The sequence below is a fragment of the Vibrio sp. B7 genome, assembly GCF_963888765.1.
GTDB lineage: Bacteria > Pseudomonadota > Gammaproteobacteria > Enterobacterales > Vibrionaceae > Vibrio > Vibrio anguillarum.
Genome location: NZ_CAWPKR010000004.1, coordinates 121872 through 143377 on the forward strand (window position 1 = coordinate 121872; position 21506 = coordinate 143377).

Here is a 21506-nt window from a genome sequence, read left to right on the forward strand (position 1 = left end):
CATTAAATGCTGGCCAAAAAGTAGAACGTTGGAAGGAATCATCGCGGCTTAGCGCTCTGGATCACCTTGAACCAGCGAAAAGAGCGCGAGGCACTAGGCTGAAAGCATCAATGAGTCGGCTTTCGCTTCTAAGTTGGTGTTGCCCATCAAGTAAGCGTCGATCTCGCGTGCGCACTCGCGCCCTTCATTGATACAACGCACGACTAACGATTGTCCTGTACGCATATCACCTGCAGCGAAAACACCTTTTTGGTTGGTCGCAAAACCTTGTGTTGCCACATTGCCACGCTCATCTAACTTGATATCAAGCTGAGCAAGTACACCATGTGGTTCTGGATGTAAAAAGCCCATGGCAAGGAAAGCCATATCACACGCAATAATACGTTCACTGCCCGCGACTTCATCAAAGTTCGGGCGCTCACCCGGTTTTGCATCTTGCCAAACGATATCAGCAACACGTAGCCCCGTGACTTGACCTTGCTCGTTGCCGAGGAACTCTTTGGTTAGAATATTCCAATGACGTTCGCAGCCCTCTTCGTGGGAGGTTGAGGTGCGCAAAATCATTGGATATTGCGGCCAAGGCATGTTGGCTGGGCGTTTATTGGCTGGGATCGGCATGATTTCAACTTGCGTTATGCTTGCGGCGCCGTGTCGGTTTGAGGTTCCGACACAGTCAGAACCAGTATCACCACCACCAATCACCACCACATGTTTACCCTTAGCGTGGATCTCGTCAGTTTTAAGATCCATGTTATTCGCGCGGCGGTTATTTTGTGCCAGAAACTCCATCGCAAAATGAACCCCTTTTAACTCGCGCCCCGGAATCGGCAGATTACGAGGCACGGTAGAGCCACCAGTAAGCAAGATGACATCAAACTCTTGGCGCAGTTGCTGTGCGTTGATATCAACACCGATATGTGCGTTTACTTCAAACTTGACGCCCGCTTCTGCCATCAAATTGATTTTGCGATCAATAACGTCCATACCCAGTTTGAAATCCGGAATGCCAAAACGCAGCAGGCCGCCGACTTTTTCATCACGTTCAAACACAGTAACTGAGTGACCCGCGCTGTTCAGCTGCTCAGCTGCGGCCAAACCTGCTGGGCCAGAGCCAATGATGGCGATGGTTTTTCCAGTACGAGAACGCGGCTTTTTCGCTTTGGCATAGCCTTCGCGATAAGCCGTTTCCACGATGGTTTTTTCGATATTACAGATGGTAATGGGATCTTGGTTGATCCCGAGTACGCACGAACTTTCGCAAGGTGCAGGGCACACGCGACCCGTAAACTCGGGGAAGTTATTGGTTGAGCTTAAGATCTTCCAAGCTTCTTCCCAACTATCACGATAAACGGCATCGTTAAATTCAGGAATAATGTTACCGATAGGGCAACCGTTATGGCAAAACGGTACTCCGCAGTCCATGCAACGAGACGCTTGAGTATTAATTTTGCTACCAAACTCTTCGTTGAGGACAAACTCTTGGTTGTTTTGAATGCGAACCGTTGGATCGAGCTTTTTTGGCAGCTCGCGGCCATGTTCTAAAAATCCAGTAGGCTTACCCATTTATACGGCCTCCACTTCTTCCGTTTGTACTTGCGCAGCTGCAGCCTTGCGTTTTTGAAGAACCGCTTTGTAGTCACGCGGCATCACTTTTACCATTTGGGTAAGGTTTGCTTCAAAATTATCAAGGAATAACTGAGCCACTTCACTTCCTGTGAACTGAACATGCTTGTTGAGCATCTCACGTAGCAGATCGGTATCTTCTTGTTGCAGTGGGTCGAGATCAACCAATTCAGCGTTAAGCTTAGTTTCGAAGTCTCCATGTCGATTCCACACGTAGGCTACACCGCCGCTCATACCAGCCGCAAAGTTACGTCCTGTCGAACCGAGGATCACTGCGACTCCACCTGTCATGTATTCACAGCCGTGATCGCCGATACCTTCTACGACCACTTTAGCTCCTGAGTTACGCACGCAGAAACGTTCTCCAGCAAGGCCGCGAATATAGGATTCACCAGAAGTTGCGCCATAGAAACAGACGTTACCCACCACGATGTTATCTTGCGCAATGATGGTTGAGCGCGTGTCAGGGTAGAGCACTAACGTACCGCCAGATAAGCCTTTGCCCCAATAATCGTTGGCATCACCTTCCACTTCAAACGTCACCCCTTTAGCAAGGAATGCCCCGAATGATTGTCCTGCGGAGCCGTTGAATTTAACTTTCATTGGCTGAGGTAGACCTTGGTCTTTATATACCTTCGATATTTCGTTCGACAGCATAGTACCCGTACTACGGTCAGTGTTGACGATAGGGAAGACTGCGTTAACCGCTTCGCCTTTCTCAAGCGCGGGGTTGGCTACTTGAATTAGCTGACGATCTAGCACGTTTTCTAGATGATGATTTTGTTTGGTTTGGCAATAAACACCATCTTCTGCACGAGGCTCTTGAATGTACAACACTGGTGACAAATCGAGGTTTTTGTATTTCCAGTGGTTGATGTTGTCACGCACTTTCAGTTTATGCGATTGGCCAACCATTTCATCGATAGTACGGAAACCCAGTTCAGCCATGATTTCACGTAAGCCTTGCGCCATGTATTGGAAGAAGGTGACGACATCGTCTACGCGGCCATCAAAGCGCTCACGCAAGGTTTTGTTTTGTGTCGCAATCCCTACTGGGCAGGTGTTTTTATGACACTTACGCATCATGATACACCCTTCAACCACTAGTGCAGCGGTGGCAATTCCCCACTCTTCCGCGCCTAACAATGTCGCCATTGCAAGGTCACGTGGTGTTTTCATCTGACCGTCACTTTGCACCACAATGCGATTACGCAGGCCATTTTTAAGCAAGGTTTGGTGCGTTTCAGCAAGGCCGAGCTCCCAAGGTAAGCCTGTGTGACGAATCGAAGACATCGGTGATGCACCCGTGCCGCCATCATAGCCAGCAATTAATACCACATCCGCTTTGGCTTTAGCCACACCGGAGGCGATAGTACCAACCCCGGCTTCGGAAACTAATTTCACGTTGACGCGGCCGGTACGGTTCGCGTTTTTCAAATCAAAGATCAGCTGCGCCAAATCTTCGATCGAATAGATATCGTGATGCGGTGGTGGTGAAATAAGACCGACTCCCGGAGTCGAGTGGCGTGTCGCACCGATCCAATCATCGACTTTATCACCCGGCAGTTGCCCACCTTCACCTGGTTTCGCGCCTTGAGCCATTTTGATCTGTAGTTCATCGGCATTGGTGAGGTAGTAAGAGGTCACGCCAAAACGACCAGAAGCGACCTGTTTAATTGCAGAGCGTTCCCAATCGCCATTTTCTTTGCGTTCAAAGCGTGCTGGATCTTCACCGCCTTCACCCGAGTTGGATTTCGCGCCAATACGGTTCATCGCCACGGCTAACGTTGAGTGCGCTTCGTAGGAGATTGAACCAAACGACATGGCACCGGTTGCGAAGCGTTTTAAAATACGTTCAATCGGTTCCACTTCCTCAATGGGAATCGAACCGGCTGGATTTTTAACAAAATCAAGCTGGCTACGCAGCGTGGCAGCGTTGTCGCCTTGGTCATCTACCGCTTTCGCGTATTGCTTGAACTGCACATAATCTTTGTTGCGTGTTGATTGTTGCAGCAACGAAATCGTCTCTGGGTTAAACAGGTGTTTTTCGCCACGCTGTTTCCACTGATAAACGCCGCCCACATCCAACACTTGCACTGGAACTTCGCGAGTCGGGTAGCCCACGCGATGGCGAACTAACACCTCTTTTGCGATGTCATCAATGGTCAAACCTTGGATGCGCGATACAGTGCCAGTAAAGTACTTATCTACCACTGATTTGCTGATGCCCAACGCTTCAAAAATTTGCGCACCGTGGTAAGACTGCAATGTGGAGATGCCCATTTTGGAGAAGATCTTCAGCAGCCCGCCGTTGATGCCTTTGCGGTAATTGTCAAACAGATCTTTCGCTGCAATGGTCGGGTCGAGTTTTTTGACTCGTTGTAAATCGATAATGGTTTCAATGACTAAATACGGGTTAACCGCATTTGCGCCATAGCCAATCAATGTCGCAAAGTGGTGCGTTTCACGCGCGTCGCCGGTTTCTACCACTATGTCACATTTAGCTCGTAAGCCTTTGCGGATCAGGTGGTGATGAACTGCACCGACAGCGAGCATTGCAGGGATCGCCGCATGGTTTGAGTTTACCGCGCGGTCAGTCAATAAAATAATCGAGTAACCATCGATAACCGCATCTTCTGCATATTGGCAAATGCGTTTCAGCGCGCGTTCCAATTTGCCTTGATCTTCACTGGCTTGAAATACGATATCTAAGGTTTTCGCTTGCAGATGTTCGTTATCAATAGCGCGCAGTTTCTCAAGCTCAGAGTTGGAAAGAACAGGAGATTCCAATTCGACTTTTAAGCAGTGCAGGGGCGTCTCTGTCAGTAAGTTCTGATCTTTACCGAGGTAAGTATTGAGCGACATCACCATTCTTTCACGGATCGGGTCGATCGGTGGGTTGGTGACCTGAGCAAACAGTTGCTTAAAGTAGTTGGAGAGATGCTGTGATTGATGCGAAAGCACTGCCAGAGGCCAGTCTGCCCCCATGGCCGAAAGCGGTTCATAACCGGTTTTTGCCAAAGGAAGAATGATTTCATTCACCTCTTCTGAGCTGACGCCAAACGACTGTTGGCGGGACATTAGACTCTCAGGAGCAGGTTGGCTGTACTGGTTGCTCGCTTCAGGCAGTTTTTTCAAGCTGAGGAGGTTCTCTTCAACCCATTTGGCGTAGGGCTGAGCATTCGCAATGCTGTCTTTCACTTCCTCATCAGAAATGATGCGTCCTTGCTCTAAATCAGCGACAAAGATACGTCCGGGCTGTAAACGGCCGCGGTATTCCACGTTCTCTGGTGCAATTTCAACCACGCCAGATTCTGAAGCCATGATCAGAAAATCATCTTTAGTCACGGTATAACGTGATGGGCGCAGGCCGTTACGGTCCAGTGTTGCGCCAACTTGTACACCATCAGTAAAACATACTGATGCTGGGCCATCCCACGGTTCCATGACGTTAGCATGGTATTGGTAAAATGCGCGGCGGGTTGGATCCATATTTTTATTTTCTTGCCACGCTTCAGGGATCATCATCATCAGGGCGTGTGGCAGGCTGCGGCCAGACAGAACCAGTAACTCTAATGCCATATCGAAGTTGGCGGAATCTGAACTGCCTTCTTGGCAAATTGGCAGCAGCATGTCGATTTCAGCTTGTGTAAACAAATCTGATTCGAGGATCGCTTCGCGCGCTTTCATCCAGTTTAAATTGCCGCGAACTGTGTTGATTTCGCCGTTGTGCGCAATGTAACGGAAAGGCTGAGCTAAGCGCCATTTAGGGAATGTATTGGTCGAAAAACGAGAATGCACCAGTGCCAGCGCGGTCACCATGGTCGGATTTTGTAGATCAAGGAAGTACTGTGGTACTTGCTCTGTGGTGAGCTGACCTTTATACACCAAGGTTTTGTAAGACATGGAGTTGATGTAAAAATCATCACCAATGTTAGATACACTTTCTAAGCAGACGCGAACGGTGTAATTACGCAGAACGTACAATTTACGCTCTAATTCTGCGGGGGTGGTACTTGGGCCACCGGAGATGAAAACGTGCTCAAATTGAGGCTCAGTGCTAAGTGGGTCTGCGCCAATCATGGAGTTATCGGTTGGCAAAACGCGATAACCCAGTACTTCTAAATCGAGTCTCTTGGCGTTGCGTTCTAAAATATCACGACACTGGGCGCGTTTGTGCTCATCTCTTGGAAACAGCACCACGCCGACGCCGTACTTTTCAAACGAAGGCAGTTTTAAGCCAAGTTTAACGGTCTCTTCAAGTAAAAACTCATGGGGTTTTTGTAATAAGATACCTGCGCCATCACCAGAACATGGGTCACAGCCTTGGCCACCACGGTGTTCCATACGAGCAAGCATGTCTAAAGCTTGAGTCACTACTTGGTGAGACTTACGGTTTTTCAGGTGGGCAACAAAACCGATACCACAAGCGTCATGCTCCAATTCAGGAGTATATAGACCTCGTGAATCCTGCTCTCTATCTACCATAGATACATCCTTCCAGTTCAATTTAGACGCACGTGTGCTAAGGCATACTTAGCGATGCGACTTGTCCTTTAATTGTTATCAATCTAAACCTGCCTGTGTTGGCGGGTTCGAATCCTTTCCGTCTCTCGCCGGAAAAATATGGCGAGAAAAACATTCCTTAGTGATATTCAATTTATTTATGCCACTTGCTAGTGGTTTGTATAGGAGGGGTGCGAATATCACCGATTTTTCCACAACTATTTATGTAAGGAACATCACAAAAAATAGGGCGGATGTGTAAGTATCCTACAATTTTGTTTATAGGAATTCCAACGAAAACTCATTTTAGTCGCCCATTTTTTTCGTTAAAAATGCATGTACCGTTTAACATTGGTGCAACATTAAGCAAATAACGCTGTTTTTATGAATGTTTATTGATTTTTGTTAGGTTGGAGAGTGTTTGATACGGCTACTCTTTGTGAATTTATTTTGCAGGGATGTAATTTAGTTACATAAATCTAACTGAGATTCATTACTATCTATAAGCGGTATTTCTTCAATGCAATTACATCAACTGGTTAACACGATCGGCCAAGATCTGCAGCGCCGTTATGGCGAAAAAGTTCACAAGCTGACCCTGCATGGTGGTTTTAGCTGTCCGAATCGAGATGGCACGATTGGGCGAGGTGGTTGCACCTTCTGTAATGTCGCTTCTTTTGCTGATGAAGAAACACAAGCCCAAAGTATTGAGCAGCAATTGACAGAACGCGCTGGTGAAATCAAACGTGCCAAAAAATATCTCGCGTATTTTCAAGCTTATACCAGTACCTATGCGGAAGTGCAGGTGTTGAAAAATATATATCAGCAAGCGCTTCAATCGGCTGACATTGTTGGGTTATGCGTTGGCACTCGGCCTGATTGTGTACCCGATGCTGTGCTCGATTTATTGGCCGATTATGTGCGACAAGGTTTTGAAATTTGGCTCGAACTGGGTTTGCAAACCGCCAATAATCAAACGCTCAAACGGATCAACCGTGGTCATGATTTTGAATGTTATGCGTTGATCGCTGAGCGCGCTCGAGCCTTGGGGATCAAAGTATGCACGCATCTCATTGTGGGGCTACCTAAAGAAACGCGTACCGATAATCTTCAAACCTTAAAGCAAGTCTTAACGGTAGGCACTGATGGTATCAAGTTACATGGGTTGCATATTGTTGAAGGCAGTACGATGGCCAAAGCGTGGCGAGCAGGAAAATTACAAGCGCCAACGTTAGAAGAGTATGTTTCCATTGCGAGTGAATTGATTCAAATGACGCCACCTGAGATCATTTATCACCGAGTCTCGTCAGCCGCCCGGCGGCCGACCCTGCTTGCGCCACTGTGGTGTGAAAATCGTTGGCTTGCGATGACCGAAATAGGTCGAGCACTTAATCAAGGTGGCGCACAAGGCTCACGCTTAAGTCGACAGTTTGTCTATACGCTTCCAAACAGCTAAAGATTCAAGCAATTTCGCAAATCCTTGTGATTAACTTGGCTGACGAATCGACGTTAAACGCGTTAGACTAGTGGCACTGTTATTACATGGAAGTGTTTAATGAAACCCATGAAAAACCTTGCCCAGTACTATGTCGACCTATTGGTCAAACTGGGCATTCTCCGTTTCTCCATTCTTCTAGCGCTCGCTTTAGTGGCCTTGGCAGTGGTGGTGCAAGTTGGTATCACGTTGGTGCTCAATGGTTATGTTGATGATATCGACATCGTTCGTTCCGTCTTTTTTGGTTTATTGATCACGCCTTGGGCGGTCTATTTTCTTTCAGTGGTGGTCGATCAGTTAGAAGAGTCACGTCAACGCCTCTCGAAGTTGGTTTCTAAGCTCAAAGACATGCGCTCACGCGATCAAGAACTCAATTATAAGCTTCAGCAAAATATCGAAAAACTCAACCAAGAAATTGAAGAGCGAATTAAGGCAGAGGAAGCGCGTGAAGAGGCGATGGCCGATTTAGAAAATGAGGTCTATCAACGCGAAAAAACGCAGCTTGAATTGGCAGAAAGAACCGCCTTATTGCGCTCTTTTATCGATGCCTCTCCTGATCTGATTTACTACCGTAATGCGAACGGCGTTTTTTCTGGCTGCAACCGAGCGATGGAAGAGCTAACGGGCAAGCGTGAGCATCAGTTGGTTGGGTTAACTCCGTGGGATGTCTATAGCAAAGAAGTCGCGCAACAGATCGTTGAAACTGACGAAAAAGTGTTTGCTGACAATCAAGCCATCACTTATGAGCAGTGGCTTGAATACCCTGATGGCCGCAAAAACTATTTTGAACTGCGTAAAGTCCCTTTTTATAGCAAAGATGGCCGCCACTTAGGGTTGGTGGGCTTTGGGCGAGACATTACCGAACGTAAACGCAATCAAGAGTCTTTGGAAAAAGCGAGCCGGGATAAAACCACTTTTATTTCGACCATCAGCCACGAATTGCGCACACCACTCAACGGTATCGTTGGTTTGAGCCGCATGTTGCTCGATAGCCCCATGACCCCAGAACAGCGTAAGTACATGCAGACCATTAATGTCAGTGCCATTACGTTAGGTAATATCTTCAACGATATCATTGATATGGATAAGTTTGACCGCCGGAAACTAGAGCTACTGCCAGCGCCGTTGAATTTTGAAGAATTTGTTGCTGAAATTGAAAGCATCTCGGCGTTGATGGCAGAGCAAAAAGGGCTTAGGTTTGATCTCGAACGGCTCAGTGATTTACCTGTTGCGATTGAAGTGGATGCTACGCGCCTGCGTCAGGTATTGTGGAACCTGATAAGCAATGCGATGAAATTTACCAAAGAAGGTGGCGTCGTCATGACGGTCTGCGCTGACATTGAGGATAAGTTTGCGCACATTACCATGGAAGTTGAAGACACAGGCATTGGTATACCGGAAGCTGAACTCGATAAAATCTTCGCCATGTATTACCAAGTTAAATCGGGTAAGGACAATTTGCACGCTGTTGGCACGGGGATTGGCTTAGCGGTATCTCGCCAGTTAATCAACTTGATGGATGGTGATATTTCTGTGAGCAGTGAAGAAGGTTTTGGTAGCACCTTCACCGTTTCAATTCGTGTGCCTTTGGCACAAGATGCCCAATTCAAACCAACGTTACCCGTTCCTCAAAAAAGTTTAGCCATTTTTATGGTTGAAGATATTGAGCTCAATATTACAGTTGCTCGTTCTTTGCTAGAAAGTTTAGGACACACGGTTACCGTCGCTATGACAGGTGAAGAAGCCAAACAAAAATTTGTGCCGCAAAAGTACGATCTGGTTTTCCTCGACATTCAACTGCCAGACATGACCGGGTTTGATGTCGCTGCGTTTTATCGAGAAACTTATGATAACCTTCCGCCACTTGTTGCATTGACCGCCAACGTATTGAAAAATAAAGCTGAATATCTAGAGAAAGGGATGGATGACGCGATCAGTAAACCATTGTCAGTACTGGCGATTCAAGAGGTGATTGCAAAATTCACCCATAGTGAGGCGATTCAACTTGCCGACGCTAAGGTTAAGGCTGCCTCAGAAGAACACAGTGAGTTGAACACGCATTTGCTCGATCTTGAAATGCTTGAGTCTTATATCGATATTGTTGGCCCGAAACCTGTGCTGGAAAGTATCCAAATGTTCGAGCAGATGATGCCCAGTTACGTTGAAGTGCTAGATTCCAATATGGTAGCAAAAGATCAAGCAGGCATTGTTTCAGAAGCACACAAAATCAAGGGTGCTGCGGGTTCAATTGGTTTGAAACACATCCAAAACGTTGCACAAAAGGCACAGTCGCCAGAGCTACCTGCTTGGTGGGAAAATATTGGTGACTGGATAGATGAAATTAAAAATGGGTATCAACACGATATTCAAGTCTTGAAACAATGGTTAACTCAAAGGTAATGGTATGAAAAAAATCGGGTTGGCTTCATTAGTCATGGCGCTACTATCTGGCTGTTGTTCACCGCAAGTGAATTGGCTGCAGGACAGCAGTGCCGTGATATCAAATATCACCATTGGGTTGAAAAGTAACCTTTGGATCAATCAAATGCCTATAGCTAATGAGAGCGAAATACCTCTTGTGCATGGGACATTAAGATTGGATTCGTCGGCAATATTACCTGCCAATTTAACGATTGATGCGTTGATGGTCCAGCAAAGGGATAAAAATTGGCTGGTGGGCAGTGAATCGTTAGATTTACGGACTCAAAGTGAAGATCAATGGGAAGTTGTGTTTGAATGGCCGATGCAGCTTAATGTGGATAAGCCCGTTAATGTAGCTTTGCAATTGAGCGATGGTACAACAGCGCAGTGGCTTATCGAAAAGAGCGTCTTCATCGACAAAGTCTATTAGATTTATAGAACGGCTCCACGCGCAGTAGTCAGCCATGAAAAAAGCCCTTTAACCTGAGGTTAAAGGGCTTCTAACTATCTGGGGGTAGACGTTTAGTCTTCTAGATCACCACAGAAGCGGTAGCCTTCGCCATGAATTGTGGCGATGATCTCTGGCGTACCTGAGACTGATTCAAAGTGTTTACGGATACGACGAATCGTCACATCTACGGTTCTGTCGTGTGGTTTCAATTCACGGCCAGTCATCTTTTTAAGCAAATCTGCGCGAGTTTGGATTTTTCCTGGGTTCTCACAGAAGTGCAGTAAAGCGCGGAATTCTGAGCGAGGAAGCTTGTAGCCTTCACCATCCGGATTCACTAAAGAACGGCTATTGATATCCAATACCCAACCGTTGAACTCATATTTTTCCACACTGCGTTTTTCTTCTTGAGTCGTATTGGTATTCATTGAACGACCTAGAAGATTACGAGCACGAATCGTCAGTTCACGTGGGTTAAATGGTTTGGTGATGTAGTCATCAGCCCCGATCTCTAAACCGAGGATTTTATCAACTTCATTATCACGACCAGTCAAAAACATCAGTGCAACATTAGCCTGTTCACGAAGTTCACGAGCTAACAGAAGGCCGTTTTTACCTGGTAAATTGATGTCCATAATGACCAAGTTAATGGGGTTATCAGACAGCACATGGTGCATCTCTTCACCGTTACTGGCCTCAAAAACAGCGTATCCCTCTGCTTCAAAAATACTCTTAAGAGTGTTACGAGTTACTTGCTCATCTTCAACGATAAGAATCTGCGGGGTTTGCATTGGCGGTACCTAAACTTGTGAAAAAATTGTGCTAATAGAATTAATTGTAGGCAAAAAATTGCAACATACAGGTAATCTGCTGCCGATAATAAACTAAAGTTTTGAAAAAAACACTTACTTCAGTTGCCCGCCGTCCTTAGGCATATCTTGCATTGAGGTCTCCATACCCTCGGTGTTCTACTAGTCTTTAAGGCGGATTCTATAATGTTAACAGCATGCTAACAACGGCAGAATGTTAATTCCAATCACTTTGTTGATTTACATCAAGAGTTCTAATGTAACAAATATTAATCGTCTTAAGCAGTTGTAAATTTACACCACATTACCCATGCAAATAGCATGCTTTTTGGGGATTTTCGCTGGGGATGGTAGCATTAGGCGCAATGGGCTTTACCTCAAATAGAAATTTACCAGCAAAGAACTTGTTAACTCGATACTTGTCAAAAAATGGGAATTGCGTAAAAAATCAACGTTTACAGCGGGGGATATCGCACTATTATGGATGTCACCAATATGAATATTCAGTCTTTTAAATGCAGTTGGCCGCCAAGTTATGCTCATTCTCAGCGGGTTTTTCTTTGCATCGTTTGTATGAATAGGTGAGTAAAGTATCTGGCATTATGGTTCATTGAGCTGTGGTTTTACAGCGCGTCTAATGTGTCAGATGAAAATAATAAACAATAATCAAGGAAGAAGGATGATAGATATCACACCAGATATTTGCGATAAATTTGAATCGCAAATCAATATATTGGATTTGCCTTTGCAAACTTTTGGTTTAAGGAGTGCTTTTTGGGGGCAAATTGTCACCGTGCGTTGCTATCACGATAACTCTAAAGTTCGTGACGTATTAAGCCAAAATGGTAAAGGTAAAGTTTTAGTCGTCGATGGTAACGGTTCGTGTCAAAGAGCGTTATTGGGTGACCAACTGGCGATCATGGCGATTGAAAACGGTTGGGAAGGGGTCATCATTTATGGAGCGATACGCGATGTTGCTGCGTTATCGCAAATGGATTTAGGCGTGAAAGCGTTAGCGAGTTGTCCACTTAAGACCGATAAGAGAGGTGCAGGCGAAATTAATGTGACGCTGACTATCCTCAACCAGATGATTCAGCCGGGTGACTATGTTTATGCCGATTGGAATGGTGTTTTAACGTCAACTCAAGCGCTAGACTGGCACTAGAATCTGAAACCCACCCCAAATTGAACGCCTTGTTGCCACTCTTGATAATCAAGGGTGGCATGTAAATCAACGTTTTCTGACAGTTGAAGTCGGCTAGATAGCTCCGCCGCCATAGCATCGGCACTGCTCGTATCATTCGGATTACTGGCGGCTGAACGCAAGGTGCTTTTTAGTGATAATTTGGGGGTTAGCTGGTAGCTGAGGCCACTTAAAAAACCACTTTCGGAGCCGTAGTCGGAATTATTTATTCTCGCTCCAATGTACAGATCTAAATTGTCAAAAAGATTATAAGAATAACCGCCATCAATAGTCCAACTATCAAATTGTTGACCATCACTTTCGCTTGAAAGAAATAAGCGATGTGGAGATTGGCTTTGTGAAGAAGGAAGTGCAGGTAAGGTATTGGCCATGCTAGATAAAGAGACAAGCAGAAATAAACATAGTGCAACTTTTAGTTTCATCTGCCTCTCCTTATTATTGTTTTGAGTTACTGCGTCCACTGCGGTAACAACAATTAAAGCACAAATTTCACATGATGACAGCGTTATATATATAGCATTTTGTTATTTGCTTATGTGTAAAATGGTTGCACTTAATGTGCAATAAGTATCTTATTTGTGTGGTGGTTTTAAATTTGATTAATTCGGAATGACTATAAAAATAGCAGATTTTCGTTGACTAATGATGACGAAGTAAGGTAAACGTAAAGACAATTAAACACACGAGTATTTAAATTTTTCTATGTTACAGCGCAGCCTAGTAGTAATGACAACCACCATTATTATTACCGACATGACACATGTTGGGGCGGGCCGCTGAGCGAAAAGTTTTTACAAAAAAGGCCTGTATCCCACCAGATACAGGCCTTTTTTTATACCAATTTGAACTGTTTTGGAGGAAGGGATGCGAGTATTAAAGTTTGGAGGTTCATCGTTAGCCGATGCTGATCGTTTTTTAAGGGCGGCAGATATCATCGTTAACAATGTACAGCAAGAAGAAGTCGCCGTCGTGCTCTCTGCACCGGGAAAAACCACCAATAAATTAGTGGCAGTTATTGAGAGTGCTTTGCGTAATGGCGAAGCAGAACGCCAAATAGCGGAGCTTGAATTCTCATTTTTCGATCTACTCGCTGGCATCAAAGCACAATTACCTAATGTGGATTCGGCCGCTTTTGACAATCAAGTAAAAACGTCACTGTCTCAGCTGCGTCAATTTGTACACGGCATTAATTTACTCGGTATGTGCCCAGACAACGTCAATGCGCGCATTATCAGTAAAGGTGAGCGAGTCTCTATCCAACTGATGAAAGCGGTACTTGAAGCAAAAGGACAAGCGGCTGCACTGATTGATCCAGTACAATATCTTTTTGCTAAAGGTGAGTACCTTGAGGCAATGGTTGATGTTGAGATCTCCACGCAAAATTTCAAGCAAAATCCACTTCCGCAAGCGCATGTTAACATTATGCCGGGTTTCACGGCTGGTAATGAAAAGGGTGAATTGGTCTGTCTAGGCCGTAATGGCTCGGATTATTCTGCGGCTGTGCTTGCGGCATGTTTACGTGCAGATTGTTGTGAGATTTGGACCGATGTCGATGGCGTTTATAACTGTGACCCACGTTTGGTTGCGGATGCTCGTTTATTAAAATCACTCAGCTACCAAGAAGCGATGGAGCTTTCGTATTTTGGCGCGTCAGTGTTACATCCCAAAACCATTGCACCGATTGCACAATTTCATATTCCGTGTCTTATCAAAAACAGTTTTAATCCTCAAGGCGCAGGCACGCTGATTGGTCAAGATACTGGTGAAGATAAGCTGGCTATCAAAGGTATTACTACACTCAATAATTTGACTATGGTCAACGTCTCCGGCCCTGGCATGAAAGGCATGGTCGGCATGGCTAGCCGTGTGTTTGGCGCGATGTCTGCCGCAGGCGTTTCTATTGTGCTGATTACACAATCCTCTTCAGAATACAGCATCAGTTTCTGTATTGAGGCGCAAGATAAAGCCCTTGCCAAAAGAGCATTATCGGAAGCGTTTGAACTGGAATTAAAAGATGGCCTACTTGAGCCTGTCGAGTTTATGGATGACGTTGCGATTGTTACTCTGGTTGGTGACGGCATGCGCACTTCGCGCGGAGTGGCTTCTCAATTTTTCTCATCGCTGGCTGAAGTTCACGTCAATATTGTTGCCATTGCGCAAGGCTCTTCCGAGCGAGCTATTTCGGCGGTGATTCCAGAAGATAAAATTTCAGAAGCGATCAAGGCTTGTCATGAAAATCTCTTCAATTCTAAGCATTTCTTGGATGTGTTTGTGGTCGGTGTCGGCGGTGTCGGAGGCGAATTAGTTGACCAAATTCATCGTCAGCAAGCCAAACTAGCCGATAAAGGAATTGTGATTCGAGTGTGTGGCCTTGCGAATAGTAAGGCACTATTGCTGGATAGCGAAGGCTTGCCGCTGGAGCATTGGCGTGATCGAATGCATAGCGCGAGTGAAGAATTTAGCCTCGCAAGGCTTATCTCTCTAGTGCAGCGTAACCATATCATTAACCCTGTCTTAGTTGATTGTACTTCCAGTGAAGTGATTGCCAACCAGTACGCCGAATTTCTGGCTGCGGGTTTTCATGTTGTGACGCCTAATAAAAAAGCCAATACCGCAAGCATGGCCTACTATCACCAGCTGCGTGAAGTGGCGCGCAACTCGCGCCGTAAACTGATGTACGAAACGACGGTTGGTGCTGGTTTACCTGTGATTGAAAACTTGCAAAATCTCATCGCTGCTGGTGATGAGTTGGAAAAATTCAGCGGTATTTTATCTGGCTCTCTTTCGTTTATTTTCGGCAAACTGGATGAAGGTATGACTCTTAGTCAAGCTACGCAGCTAGCTAAAGACAAAGGTTTTACTGAGCCTGATCCTCGTGATGATCTGTCGGGAATGGATGTGGCTCGTAAGCTGTTAATTTTAGCTCGTGAGGCGGGAATGCCTTTAGAACTGGATGACGTAAAAGTCGATCTTGCTTTGCCACCGGGTTTTGATATTTCGGGTACAGTTGAAGAGTTTATGGCGCGCTTGCCGCAGGCTGATGCTTATTTCCAAGAGTTATCCACTAAGGCAGCAGCCGAAGGTAAGGTATTACGTTATGTTGGTGAAATATCAGAAGGCCAATGCAAGGTGAAAATTGCAGTGGTCGATGAAAATGACCCAATGTTTAAAGTCAAAGATGGTGAGAATGCACTGGCGTTTTATAGCCGTTATTACCAACCGATTCCATTGGTGTTGCGTGGTTATGGGGCGGGTACAGAAGTAACAGCAGCAGGGGTGTTCTCTGATGTGATGCGCACCTTAGGTTGGAAGTTAGGGGTTTAATTGATGAGTTCAAGTGACATGAGTGTGGTGGTGTATGCCCCAGCTTCAATTGGTAATGTGAGCGTTGGGTTTGATGTTTTAGGGGCGGCTGTGTCGCCAATTGATGGCAGTTTATTGGGGGATCGTGTTGAAGTTAAAGCGGGCAGCGAACCTTTTGTACTCGAAACTGCAGGTCGCTTTGTCGACAAGCTGCCACAAGATCCAAAGCAGAATATTGTTTACGATTGCTGGCTTGTTTTTGCCAGAGAGCTTGAAAAAAAGAGCATTGCAGTAAAGCCGTTGCAAATGACGTTAGAAAAAAATATGCCGATTGGTTCAGGCTTAGGTTCCAGTGCTTGTTCAATTGTTGCAGCTTTAGATGCATTGAACCAGTTTCACGGTAACCCACTTAATCAGACTGAGCTTTTAGCGCTGATGGGCGAAATGGAAGGCAAAATTTCAGGCGGTATACATTATGATAACGTTGCCCCCTGCTACTTAGGCGGCGTGCAATTGATGCTTGAAGAGCTAGGTATCATCAGCCAAGAAGTGCCTTGTTTTGACGATTGGTATTGGGTGATGGCGTATCCTGGGATTAAAGTTTCCACAGCCGAAGCGCGAGCGATCTTACCTTCACAATATCGTCGACAGGACATCATTGCGCATGGACGTCATCTTGCAGGTTTCATTCATGCTTGTCACTCAGGTCAGCCTGAGCTAGCGGCTAAACTGATCAAAGACGTGATTGCTGAACCGTATCGTGAGAAACTTCTGCCCGGCTTTTCGGATGCGCGTAAATACGCTGCATCAGCCGGAGCGCTCACCACTGGCATTTCCGGCAGTGGCCCAACACTGTTCAGTATTTGCAAAGAAAAAGAGGTTGCCGAGCGAGTTGCTCGTTGGCTTGAACAACATTATGTACAAAATGAAGAAGGATTCGTCCATATTTGTCGCTTAGACAAAAATGGCTCGACCGTTACAGGAAGTGCTCTATGAAGCTTTACAACATAAAAGAAAATGATGAACAAGTCTCTTTTGGCCAAGCCGTACGCCAAGGATTAGGACGCAATCAAGGGCTATTTTTCCCAGCAGCGTTGCCTCAGTTTGAAGATATTGACGCGTTACTAGCCGAAGATTTTATCTCTCGTAGTACAAAAATTCTCAGCGCCTTGATTGGTGATGAATTACCAGCAGAGCAAGTGAATGCGATGGTTGATGCGGCTTTTCAGTTTCCAGCACCGATTAAGCAAGTGAAAGACGGCATTTATGCTCTAGAGCTTTTCCACGGCCCAACGCTGGCATTTAAAGATTTTGGTGGTCGCTTTATGGCGCAGTCACTGGCCGCTGTTTCAAATGGCGGACAGATCACCATTTTAACCGCGACTTCTGGTGATACTGGCGCTGCGGTGGCTCATGCCTTTTATGGAATGCCCGACATCAAGGTCGTGATACTTTACCCTAAAGGTAAGATCAGCCCGTTACAGGAAAAACTCTTCTGCACTCTGGGCAACAATATTCACACTGTCGCGGTAAATGGTGACTTTGATGCTTGCCAAGCGTTGGTTAAGCAGGCTTTTGATGACGCCAAGCTTCGCCAAGAGATCGGTTTAAACTCTGCAAATTCAATCAATATCAGTCGTTTAATGGCACAAATTTGCTACTACTTTGAGGCCGCATCACAATTAAGCAAAGCGCAGCGTGAAAACTTAGTCATCTCCGTACCGAGTGGCAACTTTGGCAACCTAACCGCTGGTCTGTTGGCAAAAGCATTGGGCTTACCTATCAAGCGTTTTATCGCGGCAACCAATGCCAATGATACCGTTCCTCGTTACTTAGAAACGGGTCAATGGGATCCAAAACCCACGGTAGCGACCACATCGAATGCGATGGATGTGAGTCAGCCGAACAACTGGCCGCGCATCGAAGAGCTTTGTCGCTTAAAGGGCTGGGGGCTAGATACCTTAGGTAAAGGTGCGGTATCTGATGCACAAAGTGCGGATTCAGTTCGTGAACTTTACGCGCAAGGTTATTTGTGTGAACCGCATGGTGCCATTGCGTATCGAGTTTTGGATGAGCAGTTACAAGCGGGAGAAACGGGGCTATTTTTGTGTACTGCGCACCCAGCCAAATTTAAAGAAGTCGTTGACGATGTGCTAGGCACTGACATTGAATTACCTGCTCCTCTTGCAAAACATGCAGTGATGACGTTGCTTTCTGAAGAGTTAGACAATGATTTTGACGCTCTAAAAACGGTGTTAAGACGCGTTCAGTCTTAAAGAGATCCTGATTTCATCTTATTGAAGTCAGGATGATATTCCTCTAACGATAAAAATGGCGCTCATTGAGCGCCATTTTTGGATATGAATATTCTCATCAACGCTATGATTATAGCGTCTCAGTGAAGGTACGTGCGATAACGTCACGTTGCTGTTCTTGAGTCAATGAGTTGAAACGAACAGCGTAACCAGAAACACGAATCGTCAGTTGCGGATACTTCTCAGGGTGTGCAACGGCATCTTCAAGAGTTTCACGCTTAAGAACGTTCACATTTAGGTGCTGACCGCCTTCGATGCGAGGTGCTGTTTCAATCGCAACTTCACGGCTTTCATACTCACCAAGGTCGCTGACCGCGATAACTTGATCTGCTTGGTAGCCTGCGTTAGCGGCAACGCAACGTGCTTCATTCTTTTCGTTATCGAGTAGCCAGATAGAATTTAGTAGGTTGTCGTTTGCTGCTTTTGTAATTTGAATGCCTTGAATCATCACTATCTCCTAGTCCACTTAAGTGGCGTTATTGGTGTTTATTTTCTAACTTTGTTGAGTTGGTTATTATATAGCTAATATCCTTAAAATTAATATTGATTTAGGTCAAAAAACAACGATAAATATTGATAACGCGGGGTTTATTTTATTGATTTAAATCAATAAAGCATTTAAAAACAATGAGTTCTACTTTTTTTTAATACATAAAATATTTTTTATTTATTGTTTTGTTGTAATTTTACTACATTTTTAGCGCGTGTTTGACCTAAGTAACAGAAAATCAGACAATTGAAGTCCAATGTTGAAAGTACAAAGTGATTTAATGACAAATAGAATTCAGGGCCGTGGAATGAAATTTATTGGTGCTCATGTATCGGCCTCTGGCGGCGTTGACCAAGCCCCATTGAGAGCGAGAGAAATTGGAGCAAATGCATTTGCTTTATTCACTAAAAACCAGCGCCAGTGGGTTGCTAAACCGCTCGAAGAGGCAACCATTCGCGCTTTTAAGGCTAACTGCCACATGCTTGGTTTTAAAAGTGAACACATTTTGCCGCATGATTCATACCTTATTAATCTGGGCGCGCCAGAAGCCGATAAGCTTGCTAAGTCACGCGAAGCTTTTATTGATGAAATGCAACGTTGCCAGCAACTGGGGCTGACGCTTCTGAATTTTCATCCGGGTAGTCACCTCAAACAAGTCTCAGAAAGTGAATGTCTTGCGACGATTGCAGAATCGATAAACCTTGCACATCAAGCCGTGCCTGAGGTCGTTGCTGTGATTGAAAACACCGCAGGGCAGGGGACGAATCTAGGCTGGCGTTTCGAACATTTAGCCGAAATTATCCAGCAAGTTGAGGATAAATCGCGAGTAGGTGTATGCCTTGACACGTGTCATACTTTTACTGCAGGTTATGATTTGCGCACAGTTGAGGCGTGCGAGGCAACCTTTTCAGAGTTTGATAGCGTGGTGGGAATGCACTACTTACGTGCAATGCACATCAACGACTCAAAGGCAAAGTTTGCCAGCCGTGTTGACCGCCATCATTCTCTAGGGCAAGGCGAAATTGGTTGGCCATGCTTTGAATTTATTGCCAAAGATGCAAGGTTTGATGGTATCCCATTGATTTTAGAGACAATCGATCCAGACATTTGGGCCCAAGAAATTCAAACATTAAGAGATCTACACGCACAATCGGTGGATTCAGTAGCATCTTAAATAAGTTGGCATCTTTCTTTCATAAAGACAAAGGCATAGCCGCGTCAAAATGAAGGAGGATGTCACTATGTTTCATATGATCTCACGTTCACCATCAATAGCTCGCCCACCAGTCCGATTGCCTATACCTAACCGACATGTGAACGGTCAAGGGCATACTCGAACGCCACAAAAATCACATTAACTGGCAAAAGCTCTGTGACATTGACTCATGCAGTGGTGGCTTTTTATGGTTACAATGCTGTAATTAGTTAATTTGCAGAGCGTTGTTATGACTCAATCATTGACTTGGCACGATGTTATCGGCCATGAAAAACAGCAGGAGTATTTTCAACAGACGATAGCGTTTGTTGAAAAGGAAAGGCTGGCGGGGAAAGTGATTTATCCACCTGCTGCTGACGTGTTTAATGCGTTTCGTTTTACCGAATTTGGCGATGTTAAGGTTGTGATTTTAGGGCAAGATCCTTATCACGGGCCAAATCAGGCTCATGGGCTATGTTTTTCGGTGTTACCCGGCGTTAAAACCCCACCTTCACTGGTGAATATCTACAAAGAGCTGGTGCAAGATATCCCCGGTTTTGTGACTCCTCAGCACGGTTACCTAAAAAGCTGGGCCGAGCAAGGGGTACTATTGCTCAATACCGTATTGACCGTTGAACAAGGTATGGCGCATTCGCACGCTAATACTGGTTGGGAAACCTTCACCGATCGGGTGATTGAGGCGGTAAATCAGCAGCGTGAAGGTGTTGTCTTCCTGTTGTGGGGGTCACACGCGCAGAAGAAAGGCAGCATGATTGATCGCAGTAAACATCATGTATTAGTAGCACCGCATCCTTCTCCTCTTTCTGCGCATCGAGGCTTTTTGGGCTGTAAACATTTTTCAAAGACTAATCAATTACTTATTGAGCAGGGGAAAGCGCCTGTGAATTGGCAACCCGTATTGGATAAGTGATTAATTGATGTTTTTTCGAGCAGGGTCAAAACAAGCACGCTGAAGCTTTTATACACTTATCTAAAATAAGTGTAATGGAGAAGCACAATGATGATTGAAAGGATCCGTAGAGAACACGGGTATATGGCGCGTTTGCTTGCCATTTTGCGAGATAAACAACGGCAATTGAGTAATGAACAAAGTATCAACTACTCTTTAGTGAGAGAGATTATTGACTACTTGGCGACACATTCAGAGTCAGTACACCACCCCAAAGAAGATATTCTCTATCACTATTATATTGATCATTATGGTCAACATAATGATATTCAAAATTTAGCGAGAGAACATGTAGAACTTTCTGAGAAAACTCATGCTTTTCTAGAGATAGTCGATATGATTTTGCAAGATGCAGTTGTACCACAGCACGTGTTCATCGAGCAGCTTGATGCATTTATTTCTTCCCAGAAGCGTCATCTGGAGTTAGAAGAACAATCGGTTTTACCCTTGATCAGCCGCACCTTTAATGTGACTGATTGGCAAGCGGTGGAGGCGAGCTGGCAACAATCCGAAGATGATCCAGTATTTGGTGAGACAATTGCGGAGCAGTACCAACAATTAGCTCACCGAGTTCGACAAACCGCACAAGAGTGCCAGTAATGAGAGTGTCCTGAATTCTGTGTAACTGTCTAAACTTAAGCCTTAAAGGCTAAGGATGGACAATATGGATAAGAAAGCACTCGAAGCTTTTGCTCGTGAAGCAGCAAAGTCAATTAAGACAGAATCT

Annotated in this window: 16 protein-coding genes and 1 other annotated feature; of the genes, 11 read left to right on the forward strand and 5 right to left on the reverse strand. The window is 45.2% G+C overall.

Translation table 11 applies throughout. The features are described from left to right. Positions 1 to 93: 93 nt before the first annotated feature. Together AACV32_RS02955 and gltB are read right to left on the reverse strand one after the other, a co-directional pair. Positions 94 to 1563 (reverse strand): glutamate synthase subunit beta, encoded by a 1470-nt coding sequence (locus tag AACV32_RS02955; protein WP_013856103.1) that lies wholly within the window; start codon positions 1561 to 1563, stop codon positions 94 to 96. Beyond that, positions 1564 to 6111, reverse strand: a complete 4548-nt coding sequence (gene gltB / locus AACV32_RS02960; RefSeq protein WP_170895629.1) for a glutamate synthase large subunit — start codon at positions 6109 to 6111, stop codon at positions 1564 to 1566. A gap of 538 nt (positions 6112 to 6649) precedes the next feature. On the opposite strand from gltB, the gene AACV32_RS02965 reads away from it, so the two are divergent. The 3 genes from AACV32_RS02965 (at position 6650) to AACV32_RS02975 (ending at position 10475) form a co-directional block, all read left to right on the forward strand. Continuing rightward, the gene (locus AACV32_RS02965) at positions 6650 to 7585 is read left to right on the forward strand and encodes a TIGR01212 family radical SAM protein (protein ID WP_170895630.1); all 936 of its coding nucleotides are present in this window, start codon (positions 6650 to 6652) and stop codon (positions 7583 to 7585) included. 99 nt (positions 7586 to 7684) lie between these two features. Next, positions 7685 to 10024 carry an aerobic respiration two-component sensor histidine kinase ArcB gene (gene arcB / locus AACV32_RS02970; RefSeq protein ID WP_017046535.1) on the forward strand — a complete coding sequence of 780 codons (2340 nt, stop codon included), beginning with the start codon at positions 7685 to 7687 and terminating at the stop codon, positions 10022 to 10024. A gap of 4 nt (positions 10025 to 10028) precedes the next feature. Further along, positions 10029 to 10475, forward strand: coding sequence for a hypothetical protein (locus AACV32_RS02975; RefSeq protein WP_170895631.1), 447 nt, complete (start codon positions 10029 to 10031; stop codon positions 10473 to 10475). Between the two features lie 92 nt (positions 10476 to 10567). On the opposite strand, the gene arcA is transcribed toward AACV32_RS02975, so the two are convergent. Continuing rightward, positions 10568 to 11284 (reverse strand): two-component system response regulator ArcA, encoded by a 717-nt coding sequence (gene arcA / locus AACV32_RS02980; RefSeq protein ID WP_013856108.1) that lies wholly within the window; start codon positions 11282 to 11284, stop codon positions 10568 to 10570. A gap of 697 nt (positions 11285 to 11981) precedes the next feature. On the opposite strand from arcA, the gene AACV32_RS02985 reads away from it, so the two are divergent. Beyond that, a complete protein-coding gene (locus AACV32_RS02985; protein WP_010318275.1) occupies positions 11982 to 12467 on the forward strand; it encodes a putative 4-hydroxy-4-methyl-2-oxoglutarate aldolase in 486 nt (161 codons plus the stop codon). Here AACV32_RS02985 and AACV32_RS02990 read toward each other — a convergent pair. Further along, positions 12464 to 12967 (reverse strand): hypothetical protein, encoded by a 504-nt coding sequence (locus tag AACV32_RS02990; protein ID WP_017047473.1) that lies wholly within the window; start codon positions 12965 to 12967, stop codon positions 12464 to 12466. The two genes, AACV32_RS02985 and AACV32_RS02990, sit on opposite strands and share 4 nt — an antisense overlap. A gap of 241 nt (positions 12968 to 13208) precedes the next feature. Between AACV32_RS02990 and thrL the strand changes: the two genes are divergently transcribed. The 4 genes from thrL (at position 13209) to thrC (ending at position 18085) form a co-directional block, all read left to right on the forward strand. Next, positions 13209 to 13286 (forward strand): thr operon leader peptide, encoded by a 78-nt coding sequence (thrL, locus tag AACV32_RS02995; RefSeq protein ID WP_100208354.1) that lies wholly within the window; start codon positions 13209 to 13211, stop codon positions 13284 to 13286. Next, positions 13224 to 13341 (forward strand) — a sequence feature (Thr leader region). It overlaps the preceding gene by 63 nt. A 29-nt stretch (positions 13342 to 13370) precedes the next feature. After that, complete coding sequence (gene thrA / locus AACV32_RS03000; RefSeq protein WP_026027387.1) at positions 13371 to 15830, forward strand: bifunctional aspartate kinase/homoserine dehydrogenase I; 2460 nt, start codon at positions 13371 to 13373, stop codon at positions 15828 to 15830. A gap of 18 nt (positions 15831 to 15848) precedes the next feature. After that, complete coding sequence (gene thrB / locus AACV32_RS03005) at positions 15849 to 16805, forward strand: homoserine kinase (RefSeq protein ID WP_010318278.1); 957 nt, start codon at positions 15849 to 15851, stop codon at positions 16803 to 16805. Then, the gene (thrC, locus tag AACV32_RS03010) at positions 16802 to 18085 is read left to right on the forward strand and encodes a threonine synthase (protein ID WP_170895632.1); all 1284 of its coding nucleotides are present in this window, start codon (positions 16802 to 16804) and stop codon (positions 18083 to 18085) included. Before thrB ends, thrC begins: the two co-directional genes overlap by 4 nt. Before the next feature lie 109 nt (positions 18086 to 18194). Here thrC and grcA read toward each other — a convergent pair whose 3' ends face one another. Continuing rightward, positions 18195 to 18572, reverse strand: a complete 378-nt coding sequence (gene grcA / locus AACV32_RS03015; RefSeq protein WP_026027385.1) for an autonomous glycyl radical cofactor GrcA — start codon at positions 18570 to 18572, stop codon at positions 18195 to 18197. A 298-nt stretch (positions 18573 to 18870) separates the two neighbouring features. Here grcA and nfo point away from each other — a divergent pair, with 298 nt between their 5' ends. The 3 genes from nfo to AACV32_RS03030 all read left to right on the forward strand — a co-directional run bounded on the left by nfo (position 18871) and on the right by AACV32_RS03030 (position 21379). Continuing rightward, positions 18871 to 19788, forward strand: a complete 918-nt coding sequence (gene nfo, locus AACV32_RS03020) for a deoxyribonuclease IV (RefSeq protein ID WP_019282352.1) — start codon at positions 18871 to 18873, stop codon at positions 19786 to 19788. Between the two features lie 271 nt (positions 19789 to 20059). After that, positions 20060 to 20740 (forward strand): uracil-DNA glycosylase, encoded by a 681-nt coding sequence (ung, locus tag AACV32_RS03025; protein WP_026027958.1) that lies wholly within the window; start codon positions 20060 to 20062, stop codon positions 20738 to 20740. Positions 20741 to 20827: 87 nt separating this feature from the next. Beyond that, complete coding sequence (locus AACV32_RS03030; protein ID WP_017047477.1) at positions 20828 to 21379, forward strand: hemerythrin domain-containing protein; 552 nt, start codon at positions 20828 to 20830, stop codon at positions 21377 to 21379. Positions 21380 to 21506: the final 127 nt, after the last annotated feature.

What these genes read in the sequence shown, in the direction of transcription:
- AACV32_RS02955 (WP_013856103.1), bottom strand. Translation starts at nt 1,563, where the DNA reads ATGGGTAAGCCTACTGGATTTTTAGAACATGGCCGCGAGCTGCCAAAA.
- gltB (WP_170895629.1), bottom strand. Translation starts at nt 6,111, where the DNA reads ATGGTAGATAGAGAGCAGGATTCACGAGGTCTATATACTCCTGAATTG.
- nfo (WP_019282352.1), top strand. Translation starts at nt 18,871, where the DNA reads ATGTTGAAAGTACAAAGTGATTTAATGACAAATAGAATTCAGGGCCGT.
- AACV32_RS03030 (WP_017047477.1), top strand. Translation starts at nt 20,828, where the DNA reads ATGATGATTGAAAGGATCCGTAGAGAACACGGGTATATGGCGCGTTTG.
- thrC (WP_170895632.1), top strand. Translation starts at nt 16,802, where the DNA reads ATGAAGCTTTACAACATAAAAGAAAATGATGAACAAGTCTCTTTTGGC.
- AACV32_RS02975 (WP_170895631.1), top strand. Translation starts at nt 10,029, where the DNA reads ATGAAAAAAATCGGGTTGGCTTCATTAGTCATGGCGCTACTATCTGGC.
- arcB (WP_017046535.1), top strand. Translation starts at nt 7,685, where the DNA reads ATGAAACCCATGAAAAACCTTGCCCAGTACTATGTCGACCTATTGGTC.
- grcA (WP_026027385.1), bottom strand. Translation starts at nt 18,572, where the DNA reads ATGATTCAAGGCATTCAAATTACAAAAGCAGCAAACGACAACCTACTA.
- thrB (WP_010318278.1), top strand. Translation starts at nt 15,849, where the DNA reads ATGAGTGTGGTGGTGTATGCCCCAGCTTCAATTGGTAATGTGAGCGTT.
- thrA (WP_026027387.1), top strand. Translation starts at nt 13,371, where the DNA reads ATGCGAGTATTAAAGTTTGGAGGTTCATCGTTAGCCGATGCTGATCGT.
- ung (WP_026027958.1), top strand. Translation starts at nt 20,060, where the DNA reads ATGACTCAATCATTGACTTGGCACGATGTTATCGGCCATGAAAAACAG.
- AACV32_RS02985 (WP_010318275.1), top strand. Translation starts at nt 11,982, where the DNA reads ATGATAGATATCACACCAGATATTTGCGATAAATTTGAATCGCAAATC.
- thrL (WP_100208354.1), top strand. Translation starts at nt 13,209, where the DNA reads ATGTTACAGCGCAGCCTAGTAGTAATGACAACCACCATTATTATTACC.
- AACV32_RS02965 (WP_170895630.1), top strand. Translation starts at nt 6,650, where the DNA reads ATGCAATTACATCAACTGGTTAACACGATCGGCCAAGATCTGCAGCGC.
- arcA (WP_013856108.1), bottom strand. Translation starts at nt 11,284, where the DNA reads ATGCAAACCCCGCAGATTCTTATCGTTGAAGATGAGCAAGTAACTCGT.